The organism is Klebsiella grimontii, assembly GCF_900200035.1.
Lineage (GTDB): Bacteria > Pseudomonadota > Gammaproteobacteria > Enterobacterales > Enterobacteriaceae > Klebsiella > Klebsiella grimontii.
Window position 1 is genome coordinate 127,412 of sequence record NZ_FZTC01000034.1, and the last position, 17,213, is coordinate 144,624.

Annotated in this window: 14 protein-coding genes and 1 tRNA gene; 5 read left to right on the forward strand and 10 right to left on the reverse strand. The window is 45.3% G+C overall.

The features are described 5' to 3' along the window. The first annotated feature begins 26 nt into the window (after positions 1-26). Positions 27-102, forward strand: a tRNA-Phe gene (locus KOSB73_RS26135). 196 nt (positions 103-298) lie between these two features. Here KOSB73_RS26135 and KOSB73_RS26140 read toward each other — a convergent pair. The 4 genes from KOSB73_RS26140 to KOSB73_RS26155 all read right to left on the reverse strand — a co-directional run bounded on the left by KOSB73_RS26140 (position 299) and on the right by KOSB73_RS26155 (position 5,736). Beyond that, entirely contained in the window at positions 299-1,309 is a 1,011-nt protein-coding gene (locus KOSB73_RS26140) for a tyrosine-type recombinase/integrase (RefSeq protein WP_098141283.1), read from the reverse strand. Positions 1,310-1,369: 60 nt separating this feature from the next. After that, on the reverse strand, positions 1,370-2,953 hold the full coding sequence (locus KOSB73_RS26145) for a TraI domain-containing protein (protein ID WP_098141195.1): 1,584 nt from the start codon (positions 2,951-2,953) through the stop codon (positions 1,370-1,372). Next, positions 2,947-4,431 (reverse strand): UvrD-helicase domain-containing protein, encoded by a 1,485-nt coding sequence (locus tag KOSB73_RS26150; protein WP_098141197.1) that lies wholly within the window; start codon positions 4,429-4,431, stop codon positions 2,947-2,949. The genes KOSB73_RS26145 and KOSB73_RS26150 overlap by 7 nt, the downstream gene beginning before the upstream one ends. A 642-nt stretch (positions 4,432-5,073) precedes the next feature. Continuing rightward, positions 5,074-5,736 carry a response regulator transcription factor gene (locus tag KOSB73_RS26155; protein ID WP_098141198.1) on the reverse strand — a complete coding sequence of 221 codons (663 nt, stop codon included), beginning with the start codon at positions 5,734-5,736 and terminating at the stop codon, positions 5,074-5,076. Positions 5,737-6,203: 467 nt separating this feature from the next. On the opposite strand from KOSB73_RS26155, the gene KOSB73_RS26160 reads away from it, so the two are divergent. Together KOSB73_RS26160 and KOSB73_RS26165 are read left to right on the forward strand one after the other, a co-directional pair. Then, positions 6,204-6,995 (forward strand): winged helix-turn-helix domain-containing protein, encoded by a 792-nt coding sequence (locus tag KOSB73_RS26160; RefSeq protein WP_098141199.1) that lies wholly within the window; start codon positions 6,204-6,206, stop codon positions 6,993-6,995. Then, a complete protein-coding gene (locus KOSB73_RS26165; protein ID WP_098141201.1) occupies positions 6,995-7,468 on the forward strand; it encodes a hypothetical protein in 474 nt (157 codons plus the stop codon). Before KOSB73_RS26160 ends, KOSB73_RS26165 begins: the two co-directional genes overlap by 1 nt. 132 nt (positions 7,469-7,600) lie before the next feature. Here the strand turns inward: KOSB73_RS26165 and KOSB73_RS26170 are convergent, their stop codons facing one another. Together KOSB73_RS26170 and KOSB73_RS26175 are read right to left on the reverse strand one after the other, a co-directional pair. After that, on the reverse strand, positions 7,601-8,224 hold the full coding sequence (locus KOSB73_RS26170) for an IbrB-like domain-containing protein (RefSeq protein WP_098141203.1): 624 nt from the start codon (positions 8,222-8,224) through the stop codon (positions 7,601-7,603). A gap of 2 nt (positions 8,225-8,226) precedes the next feature. Next, a complete protein-coding gene (locus KOSB73_RS26175) occupies positions 8,227-9,450 on the reverse strand; it encodes a phosphoadenosine phosphosulfate reductase (protein WP_098141205.1) in 1,224 nt (407 codons plus the stop codon). A 539-nt stretch (positions 9,451-9,989) separates the two neighbouring features. On the opposite strand from KOSB73_RS26175, the gene KOSB73_RS26180 reads away from it, so the two are divergent. Then, a complete protein-coding gene (locus KOSB73_RS26180) occupies positions 9,990-10,580 on the forward strand; it encodes a hypothetical protein (protein WP_098141207.1) in 591 nt (196 codons plus the stop codon). 632 nt (positions 10,581-11,212) lie between these two features. Next, positions 11,213-12,625, forward strand: coding sequence for a GGDEF domain-containing protein (locus KOSB73_RS26185; RefSeq protein WP_133116582.1), 1,413 nt, complete (start codon positions 11,213-11,215; stop codon positions 12,623-12,625). Positions 12,626-12,987: 362 nt separating this feature from the next. On the opposite strand, the gene KOSB73_RS26190 is transcribed toward KOSB73_RS26185, so the two are convergent. The 4 genes from KOSB73_RS26190 to KOSB73_RS26205 form a co-directional block, all read right to left on the reverse strand. Beyond that, positions 12,988-13,611, reverse strand: coding sequence for a hypothetical protein (locus KOSB73_RS26190; protein WP_098141210.1), 624 nt, complete (start codon positions 13,609-13,611; stop codon positions 12,988-12,990). Between the two features lie 46 nt (positions 13,612-13,657). Then, a complete protein-coding gene (locus KOSB73_RS26195) occupies positions 13,658-14,902 on the reverse strand; it encodes a fimbrial protein (RefSeq protein ID WP_098141212.1) in 1,245 nt (414 codons plus the stop codon). A gap of 243 nt (positions 14,903-15,145) precedes the next feature. After that, positions 15,146-16,408, reverse strand: coding sequence for a fimbrial protein (locus tag KOSB73_RS26200; protein WP_098141214.1), 1,263 nt, complete (start codon positions 16,406-16,408; stop codon positions 15,146-15,148). Further along, entirely contained in the window at positions 16,405-17,148 is a 744-nt protein-coding gene (locus tag KOSB73_RS26205; RefSeq protein ID WP_098141216.1) for a fimbrial biogenesis chaperone, read from the reverse strand. Before KOSB73_RS26205 ends, KOSB73_RS26200 begins: the two co-directional genes overlap by 4 nt. Positions 17,149-17,213: the final 65 nt, after the last annotated feature.

Sequence of the window (17,213 nt, forward strand, 5' to 3'; positions counted from 1 at the left end):
GTGAATCAGGTTTAATGCGCCCCGTTGCCCGGATAGCTCAGTCGGTAGAGCAGGGGATTGAAAATCCCCGTGTCCTTGGTTCGATTCCGAGTCCGGGCACCACTAATTTGCATCAAAGCACGCTGGTTAAGAGATGAGATCCTTAACGGGCGGTAAATGCAGGGGCCTGTCATACGGAATGTCCTCCGGTGTTTGCAAGAGCGTTTGCACTGGTTGATATCCAGAACTTGTCCCTCAAGATGGGGAACCTGTTCGAGCAGGTTCCCTTCTCTCGATCACCGTTAATCATCCCAGTCAACTACGCTTGTGTCAACAGGTGTAAGTTTCTTTCGCCCGTAACGTCTGTGTGAAGTGACAGCTCAGCTTCGAGCGTTTTTCCAACGATATCCATCTTCAGCTCCACATATTCCATGGTCGTACTGACACTCCGGTGCCCCAGCAGGTCCTTTACCAGCTGAAGATTTCGTTCTGGTGATTTCATCAGTTCCGTCGCCAGCGTATGGCGAAAACGATGTGGCGACACGGTAAAACCACACTCTTTCGACAGACGCCGGAAAAAAGATCGGATCTTCTGATGGACCTTAGCAGCATCCCATTCCACATGACGCTTAAGAAGAATTCTGTTCACATCAAACAGATAGTCTCCGTTTCCGGCCCCCAGTTCCGTTGATTTTTCTATCAGGTGATGCAACCGGGGCTTTAACGCACTGACAATCGGAACCCGCCACTCACGGTGTGTCTTACTGCCCTCCAGACAGAGTTCCAGACACCCTTCATTAAGATTGATGTCTCCCAGCCGGATATGCAGCAGCTGATTTAGCCGCATTCCCGTATATCTGAATGCATCCAGAACCGTCAGCCAGTACCACGCTGGCCAGAGCGCATTACGTCCGCCCCTGATACCGCGCCCTGTCCGTTCAGCCTCTTCAAATTGCTGCATGACAAGATAAACACGAATCAGCTGCGATCGTGTCAGCGTTTTTTTCTTCCTTGTATCCCGCTGAACATTGCTTTTATTGAAGGGATTTTTCCCCGAAGGAAGGATTTCATGTTCCATCCCGTAATTATACAGCGCCCGCAAGTGTGCAATTTTGTTGTTCCATGTCTGAGCCGATTGTTGTTTCTCCTGAAGGAGATAACGCCGCCACTGCAGTACCTGGCGGTGCGTAATTTGCGCAGGCAGGGTATCACCAGAATAACGCCTGAACCCTCTGACAACCTTGTTATAACTCCATTCGGTAGCGGGTCTCAGCCGGTGAGCAAAAAAATATTCTTCAAGCAGTTCATCCCAGGTTATTTCATTACGCATCTTATTCTTCTCCCAAAAAACCAAAACAGATCCCTGTAGAGATCCCTGTGTGTATCTTCCTTATGGAAAGAAAAGGAGCTTGCTGTCCTCCGGAGGTCTCACTCCTTTCAGACGGGCAGCTTTGATAAGATAACCATTAACCCTGCTGAACCGTCCCTGTTTATCTTCTGAGCAGTACAGTTTCGCCCGGGTAAAACGCTCTCCTTTGCGAACACGATGTAGCTGGAGTTTTTCAAACGACGTCTGAATCTGCTCCCTGTGACTGTCACTTCCGGTATCTTTCAGAAATAGAAAGAAAATATCCGGCACCAGAAGGTAAATAAAACCGGCAACGGAATGCACCCGTGAATCAGGCTGGTTGACGGTGATCCTGCCGGATGCCATGCCGTCAGACAGCCAGGCGAGAAAATCCTCGCCCGACCGTGGGGCATCAGCACCGGCATTAATCGGGTGGCACGGCTCTCCCGGTGTACCAGATAACAGACAATCAGCACCGGTATTGATGTACCGGGAGATGTCTTCCGTCTCAACAGGCTCATCAGGTACGTCATTCCCGACGGGCACCACGGTTTCATCCGGCACTATAGCGGCTGGCGTATTCACATCGGCGTCATCCGTAACCTCAGCATCCGATACTGCGGAAAAAAGACTGAGCAGCATATCGGCATCCCCCTGGCTCGGGCTGCCGTTAGCCTGTTCTTCCGGCGGATCAACTCTACTCATTCCGTTCAGCGGTGGCTGACAGTCCCCGCCACCGGTATCGTTCAGAGACGTCATCAGTTCCGAAGCAACGAGTGTCAACGTAGATGAAGTTAAGTTATCGTCCGTCTGAACAGATAACATGCCGTCCGGCGGAGTCACCGAATCTGGCGGCGCACTTACCATAGAAGATTCACCTGTCTCCTTCCGGAGCGCCGGTGAGTCAACCTTCTCAGCGGCCTGGTCGAGCAACATCCTGATAAGAGGCATATCTGGAGAACCATTGTGGAATGCACAGGCAAGACTTAGCAGCGCCCCGAAGTTACCTGAAAGCCAGTTTATCGCTTCTGCGGGCATCAGTTGACCGGCGGCCAGCGCCGCCAGAGCAGAAGCATCATGAGCGTTCAGGGGAGAAGAACGAAATCGGAAGCGATAAGGCGCATCCGGCACAGATATGCCCGGTTGCCAGTTAACGCCGCCGGTGGTTTCGCCTTCAATACAGGCCAGTAACGGCAGGTGATAACACAACGCAGCCCAGAAAATAACAGCCTGCCAGATAACGCCCTGAGCGGCCTGTTCTTCCGGTGCCGCGCCTGGCGGAAACATATACCCCCGGGCAAGCCTGACAGCATAGGCGGTAAAACGCAGGCTTAAATCACCAAATCCCCCGGCATAAGCCCACCGGCCATCAGGTGCCGCCGGCACGTTCTGGGCCCGTTCAAGCAGGAGGTGCACAGGAGCCAGATAAAGTCGCTCATATACTTCGCCCGACAGCGCATTATTTTCCCGGATTTTCTGCAGGGCATCCTGGCGTAATGCGCTGATGGTCAACTCTTCAGCTTTAACCGGAGAGAAATACCCCATTGGTGCCGAAACAGGGTGTTTGCCGGAGGACTCTGTGATAGCCGGCGTACCGGACAAAAACGTTTTGATTTTATTTAACATGGGACAATCGCTTCTCCCCCATCCTTCTGAACATCATCCGTTGCAGATTGTTCGCAATCTTTCTGCTCTTCACCAGCCTTCAGGCACTGCATCAGCTCATTCAGCACCAAGGTCTTACGGGCACGGGTCACGGCCACATACAGCAGGTTTGTTTCGTCCTGTCGTTCTTCGGCAGAGAGCAGCGGGTCGGTGATATCACAAAAATCCTCATTCAGAACGACAACTTCCCATTCCAGCCCCTTACTACGATGCGCAGTAGACACGGTGACCTGCGCATCCTTTTCATGCGTCACAACCTGCCGACGCATGATGGCCAACTTCTGTGGCAACGGAAAATACTCATCAAGCAACCGGATGGCCTGACTCATCTCCACATCCTGTGTCGCTTTCGCAATGGAGCAATATTCCTCAAAGTCCCGATAATCCTGGCGGAGACGGGGGGACTGCATCCGTTCAGGCATATCGGCAGAGAACCAGTAAAGGTCTTCCAGCTCTTCCGTTTTGTACCCTTCAATTCCGCCCACCCAGAAGACTTTTTTGTCCTGCAGGCTGGCAGAGAGCGCGGCACCAATGACACCGGATACCGTCCGGCTGAGAACGGAGTAATGAGGAACGTCAGCAGACAGATGAGCAACCACTTCATCATCCCCACCGCTGCCGGTGACTTTCATCTCCTCTCCGGACATGACCAGCAGCATGTTCGCCATTTCTGCGACCGCAGGGCCAAACCGGAAGCTGGTCGTCAGCCACAGCCGATCGGCCTGTTCCAGCCGGGGAGAACTGAGCGCATTATCAGCCCCCCGGAAGCGATATATCTGCTGGTAGCGATCGCCAACCAGCACAATCCGACAGGGCTGACTCAGGACAAAGGCACTGGTGACCTGATTAGCATCCTGGGCTTCATCAAAGAGAATGGTATCCCACTTACTGGCGAGATCGGGGCCGGACAGTTGAAAAAGCTTCAGATAAACATCATGCGTGATCGGGAAATCAGATTCGGTACGACTCACCTCATACCAGAGAACCTGTACGGCCCCCAGAATTTTATCTTCAGAGAGGCTATGACGATCCTCCTCTGCTGGCAGATGGATAATACCAGGTTCCGGTTCAGCACTACAAAGAAACGCATTCAGCCCCGTCAGCGCCAGGCGCGCCAGCGGCCAGTGCCGAGTGTTTAGCTTCCGGGCCACATCGGTAATACGCAGATTTGCCGTCAACCGGTGCCTGAAATGTCGGCCGAAATGCGACCAGGCCAGTTGGTGGGAGGTTTTGCACTCAACGTTAAAGGGAAACTTTTGTTCGGCTTCGTCGCGGATGGCTCTGTTGTAGGCAAGGTACAACATTTTGCTGTCCGGGTTCGCCTGAGCGAATTGTACCAGTGTGGTGGTTTTACCAGTACCTGCAAACGCATTAACCACAAGCTGATTGCCCTGCCATTCGATGATGGCGTTTTGCTCTGGTGTGGTTATCCATGCCATTGAAATTCTCCGGGAGAGACAGTGAAAAAACTTACACTGTCATCTGCGGGATACCAGGAGTGATATAAAACTAGATATTGATTTGAAGAAATAAAAATTCACCCTGAGAACATCGAAAGCTATACACTCAGATGAATATTCCCGGTAGATGTCCGTGAAGCATTTTTACAGGACGTTCACACAGTTTGTGTGATAGTGATTTACCTACACGTAAACAATCTCTTTCTCTACATTTTGTTAAACCCAAACACGCTATTAGCACTTCCTGGAGGTTCATAACAGGTGACAGAAATTTCTTCATAAACCTGCTGTATCAGTTACCCAAAGGCAGTGGCCAAATTTCGTGAATCTGCTACATCAGTCACCAGTAAGATACATAGGCTGATGGGAGGAATATAATTATCTGTTCCAGTCGAATTTTCATGGCAACCAAGCCAGAAACGCTGAGAATATGATGTTTTTACGTCAAATAAGAAAGTAACCTGAAGTTATTTAATAGCATAGATAAATAATACATCAAAAAAGTAGCACCCTATCTCCATAAAATTATGCATCATAAATTCAAACCCTGTACCTTGCCCGCTGCTCAACTCAGGTGAATAAGTATTTTAATAGATTACCCCCAATACCTTCTGGGGCATATCAATTGTAAAGCTCCCGAGTATGAATAATATCTGCAAATCGCTCATAATCAGACAAATATCGCACCGTGGTAACCCGCCCTTTTTTTTTAAATTCTTCATGGCTATTTCTCAGCCTTACCTCCAGAATATCACGGCAAATTAGGGTGCCCATAGCACTATTACAATAATTCAACCCAAGTTTAGAAATCATTTTTCTTCTCATTGCATACACATGTTTCTCAGATAATGAAAACTGGGCAGCAACATCAGATAAAGATCGTCCTAACCCAAGCTGAAGGCAAATATCCACAATGCGATCAGATGTTGAGACCCAACGAGATTCCTTCTTTGCCATCTCATGTAAAGCACGAATGAATCCAGGCCTTGATATATCCCATGAAATAATTTTGGGAGTAGTACTCATTAATGACTGGATACTAACCCTTAATTTCAACATGATAATAAGACGATATTCAGACAGCCCATGCCATTTCATCATCACTCGTAGCATTTTATAATCAGAAATTGCAAACACCACGACATCACCAGGCGAAGGCGTAAACTCCCTCAAGTTTTCATCCACGTGAATACTAACTTTCCTGGCAAAACAATTAATTTTATCAAAAATACCATTAACCCCTAAAATAAAGTAACTATCATCCGACACAAAATATAAATTCATTTATTACGCCCACTTAAAGAACATATAAAAGAAACGCCCCCTGGATAAAGACAATTACAACCAACTTTTGCAACCTCCTCTATTGGATAGCTTATTTCCAAGCTCACTTACAGGCATATGCAAGCCTTACATCTCCCCCCATGTAAACAGGCCTCTCGCAGGAAACCTTAAAATGTTAAATAATTGCTTCATGTTGCTAATATATTGTTCTAAATATATTTTAAGGCTTCACCCTCAATCTCCGAAAAGCTGTTTCAAATCGATACCGCAAGGTTACTATTTAAATCTTCAGAGATTAAGAGAAATCACATCATTTAAGTTTTTTTATAACCTATTTGATATTCTAAAAAATGAATTTTAGATATATCTCATTGAAATTACTGATGTTATTAGAGCTTTTAAAATTAATATCATTAGCTTACAATTCAAGCAAGCTATAATTTTCCTAATCAAATCATCTATTACCTATGACTTCATTTTATCTACTAGAAAACGAGATTGAATTTCACTACTCAGAACGGAAGCTAAAAAACCGCGCCAACGGCCGGGAGATAACGCTAACTCGGTTAAGTTGTAACATTCTCTTAGCATTATGCAATGATGATGAAGCTGTATTGACGCATCCACAAATAATGCAAAAAGCTTGGGGCGAAAGACACCGGGAGGTTCAATATGCCACTTACTATCAAACAGTATTAATGTTGCGTAATAGCATTCGCGAAATTGGGGTTGAATACGAAGTGGTTAAAACAATCCCCAGAAAAGGCCTGGCTTTGGCTGTCACTTCTACTTTCAAGAAAGAAAAATCAGCAACCGAAATTGTTAATAGTGTAAAAAATGAACTTGAGCATCCTTGCACAAATAAGAAGAACTACTATCCCTATATGTTCAATACACTCACTATTAGCGTTATATTTCTATTTTTAGCCATTCTTTTAATTTACCCTCATTTATTTATTCAACAACGGCTCTTCCGTGGAAGAAATCCTTTTTTTAGTAACTATGTACTAGCCGGCAAAACTGAAAACCACTGCATGTATTATTTCAATAAAGACACAAGCAGTCATTCAAAACACAAAAAATTTATTATCCAAAACAAATTTCTTTGCGAGAAAAATACAAAATTATTTATTACAACTTATGCAACGGCAAAAACCGTAAGTGCTATTCGATGCTATTTACCTTCAACTTCACACAATGAACATTGTGTCAGCTATTATTTCCCTATGTACCAACCTTCACCAACCGGTGGGCTGTAATGCAAAAAATAAAGCACCCTAAAATTATATTTATGACACTGACTTTACTCTTTATCATTGTGCTCAGTACTATATACTGGAAAGAACAGAATAACATCGAATGTTATAGCCATATTACCGTCTTAAAAGACGACCATAAGCTAACAATGATGCTGGTATTTAGCTCACTAAAAAATAGAGGGCAGGTAGAAATAAATGGTTATTATCGTAATGGTAATTCTGCAACTCTGGCGATTCATCGAATGATACAGTTTAATCAGGAAAGGCATGGTGAACATTATACTCTCACCTCTGTTTCCGTCAGAAAATACACAAACGATGAAATCAGTGATACTGAGATCAGCGGTTTATTGCCTGACTTTTTCCTTTTAAGGTACAGAAGCCTATCGTTGAGAGTCAAAACCCTACTTAATGGGCATAGAATGCTTTATCTTTCGGGGATGCCTGTATATTACTGTTATGATAAAAGCTGATGCCTATTGCAACATGATATTGTGACAAGCAATCCCTAAGGTGCTGACTTTAAAAACTATAAAAGTAATAGGATACTCCCATTTGTATAAATGATAACCCGCGTAGTATGAACTTTTATCATATCCTCATTTTCAACGCACCGTCCAGGCCTCACTGTACTCTTCACCAGCGAATAAATCAGCCAGGCCGCCGATCTGTTTCAGCCTTAATATTTCATCTTGATCCATCCCTAGTTCCATGCCAATGCGATTGTCATCCCAACCTAATCTGGATAACTCACGCACAATGTCTGACATCGGTGAAATAGTATGCTTCCCCCGGGCCCTGTTATGACGGATAGTTGCCGCGACCCGCTCCGATTCGCTCCCGTTTGCGGATTTTATTTTGGTCACTGGCAGGTATCCGTGCAGTCTTTTTCCTATTCCCGACTTAATTTTCCCGACAAGGTGCCGATGGAATCCATCAACAACTATATATTTAGACATGTTATCAAAAACGACGATCGGTTGTGTAAACCCATCTGTATCAAGTGAACGCTTCAACAATTTCTTCTCTGCTGGAGCCATAACATTAGGATTGTAATCATTAGCCTGTATATCAGTAACTTTCACCCACAAAACACAGTCTACCGGTTCATTTTTGAACGGGCTTTTTTCATGGATAAATACTCGCAATGTGTTAATAGCCTGAATTTTTTCCTGAGGCGTTGTCATATTTTCCAAATATGTGTTAATAATTAAAAGCAAATCTTTCATATCTAAATTACCCTCCACTCACTTCTTTTTCTGCGCATACGTTCAAGGTAGCGCCCATAATTTTTTGGTTTGTTTGGGCTGAAGGAAAGAGTTCTACACCAAAAGTCATTTTTCATTATAGTCTTACAAATTCTGCGCCATGAAGGGATATCTTTACCACCAAGATCATTTTCCTGTTCGTCCGGAATATCCATGGGGAAACCATGATTTTTATACCACATCAAATAAACTGCAATTTTATTTTTATAATGTTCTGCGGTCTGATGAGGCATTGAATCCAGGAGATAATGCGCGTAACTTCGCCAGGTATGGTGGGCAGGTTTAGACATATCCTTTCGGATATTATAAAATCCTTTATGCTGCTCTGCGTAAATAGCGCCGCAGTTCGCTCCAGCAACACGAGAACAGACGCGGGCCCAGACCTCAGGTTCGAGAACATGAAACAACCATAAACCGCGCCGTTGCTCGGGGCCAAAAGGCTCGCAAACTCGCATAGCTTTCATTGTCACTCCAGCCCTGTACATAAGATCGTATAGAGGATTATATGCAGCGCGTTTGACGCCATTAAAAATCCAGATATCACGAGCTTTCCAGTCATAAAGTGGATAAATAGTACAATATAAAGCATCACTGCCAGCTGTCGTCCAGGGTAAATCGCTGGAATATCGAGTTTTCCGCTTTGATGCTAGTGCCATAAAGCGAGTCAAAGATTCATCAGCGCGAACGCCAACCAGCATCCCCAATGTCTGATCCCTCGAAAGCCATTTTGAGAACGCTGGTATAAATGCTTCAAACGTCATTGCATATTCATAAAAAGGGAAATATTTATAGTCGGTAATTGCATCACCAGGTGGGTTTCTCACCCACTGCTCATCTTTTCCCCATGATACCCATTCCGTTTCAAATTGTGACACGCCATTTACGGTTGTTAGAGGAAGCGCTACCCAAAAAAACTCACTGATCAGATCAGCGTAAAGTTTCTTCATTTTGGATATATGCTCTATTGTGCAATGAAACTGAACTTCCCAGTCAATAAAAAGCACGGAAAATTTTTTATTCTTCTTTCTGGCCACTTCTGCCGTTAGATGAAATAAGACCGTTGAATCCTTACCTCCCGAGAATGAAACACAGATGGTATCAAAATTATCAAAAGCCCATTCCACACGTGAGCCACTAGCATGATAAACGTTTTCGCCAAGTAGTTCTTTTTTTAATCTACGCTCCATTTCTCTTGCCTTTGAACGGCCTCAATATTTATACTTTAAAACTAACAATAGAGTATTGTACCAATATTAAAAATCATCTCCACACTTAAAAAACGGCCTCTTGTTTTTTTCGGATTTATTTTCATCACATTGAGCCTTGCTTTACCCACCCTTAAAAAGAACTCCATAAAAAAACCACCTAACCATCTGATTATAATACAAAAAAACATTAAGACACTTCTCCAAAGAGAGTCAGCTTGTTAATTTTTTTCAGATTTTCACACCTCCCAGCAATTTAACAAACATATAATAACAATTTTGCTTTCTCATTAAATAATAGCCATGATGATAATCATCACATTACAGAGACAAGGTAACTTGATTGCATACAATTGCAAATTCATTAGAGAGCGTCTAAAACAAGTAAACAATATCAAAAGTTAGTCATGTAAAATTCCGAAAATATAAAAAATCTGATAATAAATAGGGTAATGGTATGGGATATATGTAGAATCATTGAACTTGTGCATTCGTATGAGTTTTAAAAGAAAGGGAAATCGATGAAGAAGACTTCATTACACATTTCGCTGGCATTAATCGCAGCTGCATCTCTTGCCGGATGCGATACAACAAATGACGCAAGCAATGGGAACTTTGAAAAAGCAATAAATGAGAAACTTGAAAACCACTGTATTCCATTGCGAACTGGATATTCATTTCCTGTTGTTGACATTTTGTTTAGTACAGAATCACAGTATCACAATCGCTTTGACAAACTGAATGCTTTAGTAAAAGCAGGGCTACTAAGCGCAGAGAAAGAGGATATTATTAAATACAGGGAAAAGGCAAAGCGACATACATACAAACTGACCAAGGAAGGTGAACGATATATAATGGAAAAAACATCTGGTATATTTTGCATTGGTAAATACAAAGTTCAAAAAATTATCAATTTCACTGTTCCATCTGATAAACTGGGGAGAATGCTCTCGAGAGTTAATTACACCTACAGCCCTTCTGAGGTACCAGCCTGGGCGAAATCCGAAGACATAAAGAAGGCATTTCCTCTTATTGTTAGTAATTTAAAGGAAACTCAGGAAGGTAGTATAACCCTATTCTTATACAATGATGGCTGGTCAGCTAACCCCTGATTGCATCACATTTTCAAAGCGAAACCAGGCCGCATTTGCGGCCATTCAATTTTTTCTAAAAGCTCTTCAGTATAACATATTTACGTCTCTAACCTCGCGGATAAAAACTAAACAGAGAAGCAGATTTACCTTGTTAAGACAGCGTCAGGCGCCAAACCGGTACAGACCAGGGTTTTATTCACATATTAGTTCCAGGTCAGTATCCGGCGCATATGAGATAACCAAAGTATTACAGGCCTGAGTCCGTTAAGCTGGAGGCGGGAATAAGCTTGGGGATCCGATGGGAAAAGCGACGTTTTCTGGTTTGCTGAGTTCTGGGTCAGTCTGATATGTTAACATACCCGGGGAGACAGGCTTTTTGTACGGAAAGCGGGTAAAATAACCGAAACTTACTGATAAACAAAAAGAAAGAGTTGTTACAGGGGCATTAAACCAGAAATTGATCAATCGATGAACTTACTGAATTATTTGCTATGACGCATCTTAATGTTTACCGGATGCTTGTCGGAAACAGAGCATATCAGCAAAGAAGGTTGTGATAAAACAGGTAACCAGGCTTTTGATTTGCTAATCTTAGTTTTCCAGGTAACATCCGACACTTGTTTTATTGCGAACATAAAATAGAGGTTAAATTGAAAAATAAAATACAAAAGAAAGCATATTTCAAAAAATTACCCCTATTAATAACCCTCGTTATTTTTAACGTGTCCGTTGCTGTTTCATTAAATATCTATCGCGCATATCTTAACGTAGAATATATATCAACAGGTTTCATTGGCGATCTTCAACGAATCTTTAATGAAAATGAAAGAATTGCTCTTTCCATATCCAGTAGATATTATGAACTAGTGAGTGAAAACTCTTGCCCCGAGGACATACTCAACACTCAACTTATGGGAATGGTCTCGAATCAAAGCAACATTATTCATTCTGGTGTCATTGATGCATCTTGCTTAACGGCTGCGCTTGAGTTTATAAACAAAAAAGCCTCTTCTTCTTTTAAAAAAACATCAGCCGTGCGCTATTTTTATGCTCCATCAATTAATTATTTGTATTTTTTCACTGACAACATAGACAAAAGCATAAACATTTCTCATCTCAATCGAGTTATTCTGGATGAAGGTGACAAGATAAACATTCCTGAGTATTACGATCGTATTTTATCTGACAATATAAAAAGAAAAGGATTATCTGCAACGGATATATATATTGATAAAATCACTCATGAGAAAGCTTATACCATCGTGAGCCATGCGTATAGTTTAAATAAATCTCAACTTATTGGCAATTTATTTTATGATCATACGGCGAGCGAACTCAAAAACATTCTTGAAAAACATTTTAGTGGCAGTGAATCCAAATGGTTATCGGCAAAGCTTGTTGCGATTAGCAGTGGTTTGTCTTTGTGTTTTTTTGGTTCGTGTTCTCACTCTTACATCTCATATGAAATTGAATACTCAGATAAATACCGGTCCGTTGTTAGTGTAAACATACCCGCTTTACTTAAATCGGATAAAATCACATTAATTACTGTCATAGTATTAATATTCCTCTGTTTTGTTATTTTTGTAAGTTCAGCAAAAGCGGCATCGCGAAATTACATTAAAAACATGGTTGATCCCTTGACTAAACTGTATACGCGAAAGGCTTTAAAACACATTCAGCCGGATATCGGCAGTTATTTTATACTTTGTGATGTAAATAAATTCAAGCAAATAAATGATACCTGGGGCCATGCTATTGGCGATATTGCTTTACAAAAAATAGCATCAATCATACAAACCAACATAAAATCAACAGATACAGCTATTCGTCTTGGTGGCGATGAGTTTTTAATCTACATTAAAAAAACCAGTCAAATTCATGTATATGAAATAGTTAACAGGATAAAAACCACATTAAGCGAAAGTCCGTTATATCTGGAAGGTGGATCTATCTTGTTGTCTGTAAGTTTTGGCATTGCAGAACATAGAGGACAATTAAAAGATACGCTCAAAAATGCTGACAAAAATATGTATCTAAATAAAAATAATTCAGACATCTAATTTACGGCCGAATGGCGTCAGATACCCGACAGGCAGTCAGGCATATATAGCCTGACTGCCTGTCGGGGCCCTGGCGACGGTTGCTTGCCGCTAACGCTCAGGGGACATTAATCACAACGTTCAGCGACAGGCACGGAACTTAACGCGGTAGCTGGGCATCTGACAGACCATACGACAACATCATCACCAGTCACCGGCCAGCCGCCCGGACCTCCTATGCCAGCACATCGTTAGCTGCACCCGACATCTTCTTCCTTCCTTACGTGCTAAGCCGGCGACTCCACCACGACTCCTGCCGGGCAGAGGGCTGTGCTTCGGAATCTGTAGTGGCACAGCACCCCGTATTACCCGGAACAGGGCGGCTACAGGTCAGCCCTGTCTGCTCCATTCTCTTCACGGTCATACATGCTGACTATGTCCCGGCACAGCAAAAATCCATGGATACCTTTCAGCCCGCCTATCCGTGACATCATTCGATTTCTGGTCTGGCTGATATTTCGCACAGAGCAGCCCAGTTTCTGTGATAACGTCTCATCCGAACATCCACGGTACAGCCCGTCAATCAGATGGCGTTCCCGGGCTGTCACGGGGATGAACGGCTCCTCCCTGACCGCTGAAAAGACGCTCTGCCGTAATGCATTTGCTGAGACATCCATTGGGATGGTCACGATATTCCGGACATGTCGCCATTCCTGCTCTTTTCTGAATAACGCCGGCGGGGACATCACCAGAACCTTCTCCTGCCTTTCTCCCAGAAAACGCAGTATCAGACGGCGAAGCCGGATGCACCTGACAGCCAGAAGCGTCAGGGTGACCTTATGGCGCAAGACCAGGCTCCGGACACCTTCCCGGGTTATCCTGATATCCGGGAGTGAGAGATAACACGCCTCTTTTCCTCCGGTCATATTTTCCAGCACCGTCCGGATACCGTACCCCAGATAAAGGTTATCGGTAATGACGTGATATGAATGAGTTTTGTCTGGCATCCTTTTCCTCCATGAACGTGGTGCGAATTAAACGTTCGTATTCGTGTTAATCATAAGTCACATACATATTCACCTTGCCGGTCACGGGACCGGTATAATTTACCCCCGCCCGGGTCACCGCGGCATTCTGAACATAGCGGGCCTGGAATGCAGCCGTACTGACGGAGTCATACAGGGGAAGTGAAGCCGGTGAGGCTTTAGTTGCCCCGTGGCTACCCGTATCGGTCACCGTGGTGTTATCGACATTCACCTTTGTGCCGTTGTAGAACAGTTCTATCTCCAGACCGTCAATTTTATTCCCGCCGGCGGTATCATAGAGACTGATGTTCTTGTTGCCGGAAAGCGAGGTGCCGGTGTCTTCAAAGCGGAAACGGACGTGGTTGACCCTGCCAGAGCATTCAAGTGAGAGGTTAACAGGCACCTGAGAGCCGTAGGCTGGCGTACCCAAATAAGTGATGGCGTCAGCAGCCCAGCGCCCCATGGGAATGGTATAATCGGTGGTTCTGAGCTGGCAGGCCGGTGGCACTATCCGGGTGGCTGAAGTGGCCAATATACTCGGAATGACAGTATAACCGCTTGTCCCTGCCCCCATTCTTAAATAGAAATTAGTAGAATTAGATACATTCAATGCGCTGGAATATGAAATGGTCCCCTGCTTTACCAGTGCTGCACGAAGAGACATACTTGCAGCATAAGTCGGGAAATAATATCTTCCTCCGGAGTTATATGCCTGCATAATATATGCCAGATAACCGGTTATTTGTGTCGATGTTCGGGCATCAACCTCTGTGCCGGCAGCAAGGCACATTGTATTACCAAACGCCTGCTGAAAATAAGGGGAACTACCGGAATACGCACATGCCGCATTATATCGCGCCAGTATTTTTAACTGTATTCCGGTATCGGATGTTAGTAGCCCATGAACTCCGCTATAGGGCGTATAATTAGCCAAAAAATACACAAAATTCGGACTTCCTCCAGTGCTGCTGGTACTGTTCGATATACCGGAAGATACGCAATAGAGCGTGGTGTCCGACATAAATTCGCCATACCCCCACTGGAACAGAACCGTGCCATCAGGCGTATTCTGGTCCACCACCAGTGTCCGGGGTACCGCCAGCGGTTTTTCATCCGGGTAATAGGTATAGCAGGTCCCTGCCAGCTGGCCTGCCGCATCGCCCATGGTCCAGTAAATGTTCTCTGCAAACGTTCCGGCTGCCGCCTGGGGCGTAATACACCCGGCAGCCACCACCACGCCCGTATACGCCACCGCATTCAGCAATCCCTTCACAGGCACACCTCTGCCGTCGACTCATGACCCATCGACTCCGCCTGTACTATTATTCCGTCCGGCAGATCCGCTCCCGGTATTGCTCTGGTGCTCAGTAATATGTTCATTGCTGTCTCTCCTGATAGCATGGTGTTTCTCTTGTGCAGACGGCCTACGCAGGAGGCGATGTCAGCGGCAGTTCACGTACATTGTTTTTGTATCGGCCTTCCGGCAAAGTTTGTCCTTAGCCCGGACCACACTCCGTTAGTCATAAGTCACATACATATTCACTTTGCCGGTCACGGGACCGGTATAATTTGTCCCGGTTTGAGTGACCGGGGCACTCTGCACATAGCGGGCCTGGAATGCGGCCGTACTGACGGAGTCAAATGCGGCAGAAACAGAGACAAATGAACCATGACTGCCGGTATCGGTCACGGTGGTGTTATCGACATTGACTTTTGTGCCGTTATAGAGCAACTCTATCTCCAGGCCATCAATTTTATTCCCGCCAGCAGTGTCGTAGAGACTGATATTATTATTGCCGGAAAGCGAGGTGCCGGTATCTTCAAAACGGAAGCGAACATGGTCAACAGCGCCGGAACACTCCAGAGACAGATTAACAGGAACCTGAGGGCCATAAGCTGGCGTCCCTATATAAGCTATGGCGTCAGCAGCCCAGCGTCCCATGGGAATGGTGTAATCGGTGGTTCTGAGCTGGCAGGCCGGGGGCGCTATTGTTATGCCCGAACCATCCAAAAGCCCATAAACATTATAAGTTCCTTTGACGGTTGCCCGAGCATAGAAACTCGCCGTAGATGATGTATGTAATGGTCCATTATATTGTGGTGTACCAACTTTAATTAAAGCCATTCTAAACGAGAAGCTTCCCGTATAGGTTGGCAGTAATTGATTAAGGCCGGGAGGCGCAGATATCCAGTATTTACGCATAGTCTGTGACATAGACGCCGAACTGGCACCTGTCTGCGTTAAGTCAATCTCTGTATTTGCTGCCGGATCATTTACAAAAGATGGGTTAGCATATGATGTTGTGTAATACTGACAATTCGTGGACACTCCGCCGCATACAGAATAATTGGTTCCAGGATCAGTATTAAACCGACCCCATAACTTTAGAGCAAATCCACTATCACTAAGCAGTATATATCCTCTGCTGTCACCCGATACATAAACATTTGAGGTTGCGTATATATCAATATCCCCATTGGCACCACCAATGCCGCTGGAGACGCAGGACATAACAATATCGGAAAATGCTTCGCCATATCCCCACGAAAATATCTCTGTTCCATCAGGAACATCGCTACCTACCACAAAAGTTTGTGGTACCGCTAAAGGCCTGTCATCTGGAATGGTTATACTGCAGCTTCCGGCTGGCTGACCGACAGAGGGTCCGTTAGACCAAAAACCATCTGCACTATAAGTTGTGGCTTCTGCCAGAGGCGTAATGCCCCCGGCAGCCACCGCCACGCCAGCGCACGCCACGGCCTTTACCAATCCTCTCACTGATGCACCTCCACCGTCTGCTCCTTGCCCGCGCCCCCCCAGTCGTTCATCCCGCTCCACGTCACGCTCACGCTGTTGCTCTTTATCGTGGCGGGAATTTCATATCGCTCACTTCCCTCCGGCGGTACCATCCGGTACTTGTCCTCCAGACGCTGCCCCTTCTTACCCGGCATACCTACCGCAAGCTCCCCAAAACTCACATGATACTTCGTCGGGTTTGTCGCCCGCAGCCAGCGCTTCCCGCCTGCCGACTCCATTTTCCACGTCAGCTTCGACGGTGCCTCCGCGTTACCCTGCGCATCCAGCCCCGCCGGGCGCACAAACACCTTCAGCCGGCTGCGTATCGCTATCACCAGACTGTTTTCCGCATCCTTCGCCTTAGGCGGTATCTCCTGCAGGTTCAGCCAGTACACCGACTCTCTGTCCTGAGGGATATTTCCCTTCATCACCACCAGACGCAGCTTCCCGCTCTTCTTTCCTTCCAGCTTCATCACCGGTGGCGTCAGTACCACCGGTATATCTTTATCCTTCCCGTCCGTATCTTCCAGCCAGGACTGCACCATGTACGTTTCCGTACTTTCATTGATAATCTCCGCCGGCGTTTCCCTGTCCTCAGCGTACGCCACGATGCGCGTCAGCTGCGGCCTGACCGCCGACTCCGCCGGGGCTGTTGCGCCGGCCAGCATTCCGGCCGCCAGGACCGTGCCCGCTATCGTTCTGGTGTTCACTGATATCTTCATTGCTGTCTCTCCTGATGGCGTGGTGCTTCTCTTGTGCTTCGCTGATACTTCTCTTGTTCATGTGT

Bases quoted from the DNA above. Each gene is read 5' to 3' on its own strand.
- KOSB73_RS26155 (WP_098141198.1), bottom strand. From the start codon at position 5,736: ATGAATTTATATTTTGTGTCGGATGATAGTTACTTTATTTTAGGGGTT.
- KOSB73_RS26205 (WP_098141216.1), bottom strand. From the start codon at position 17,148: ATGAAGATATCAGTGAACACCAGAACGATAGCGGGCACGGTCCTGGCG.
- KOSB73_RS26165 (WP_098141201.1), top strand. From the start codon at position 6,995: ATGCAAAAAATAAAGCACCCTAAAATTATATTTATGACACTGACTTTA.
- KOSB73_RS26180 (WP_098141207.1), top strand. From the start codon at position 9,990: ATGAAGAAGACTTCATTACACATTTCGCTGGCATTAATCGCAGCTGCA.
- KOSB73_RS26175 (WP_098141205.1), bottom strand. From the start codon at position 9,450: ATGGAGCGTAGATTAAAAAAAGAACTACTTGGCGAAAACGTTTATCAT.
- KOSB73_RS26140 (WP_098141283.1), bottom strand. From the start codon at position 1,309: ATGCGTAATGAAATAACCTGGGATGAACTGCTTGAAGAATATTTTTTT.
- KOSB73_RS26190 (WP_098141210.1), bottom strand. From the start codon at position 13,611: ATGCCAGACAAAACTCATTCATATCACGTCATTACCGATAACCTTTAT.
- KOSB73_RS26145 (WP_098141195.1), bottom strand. From the start codon at position 2,953: ATGTTAAATAAAATCAAAACGTTTTTGTCCGGTACGCCGGCTATCACA.
- KOSB73_RS26170 (WP_098141203.1), bottom strand. From the start codon at position 8,224: ATGAAAGATTTGCTTTTAATTATTAACACATATTTGGAAAATATGACA.
- KOSB73_RS26150 (WP_098141197.1), bottom strand. From the start codon at position 4,431: ATGGCATGGATAACCACACCAGAGCAAAACGCCATCATCGAATGGCAG.
- KOSB73_RS26160 (WP_098141199.1), top strand. From the start codon at position 6,204: ATGACTTCATTTTATCTACTAGAAAACGAGATTGAATTTCACTACTCA.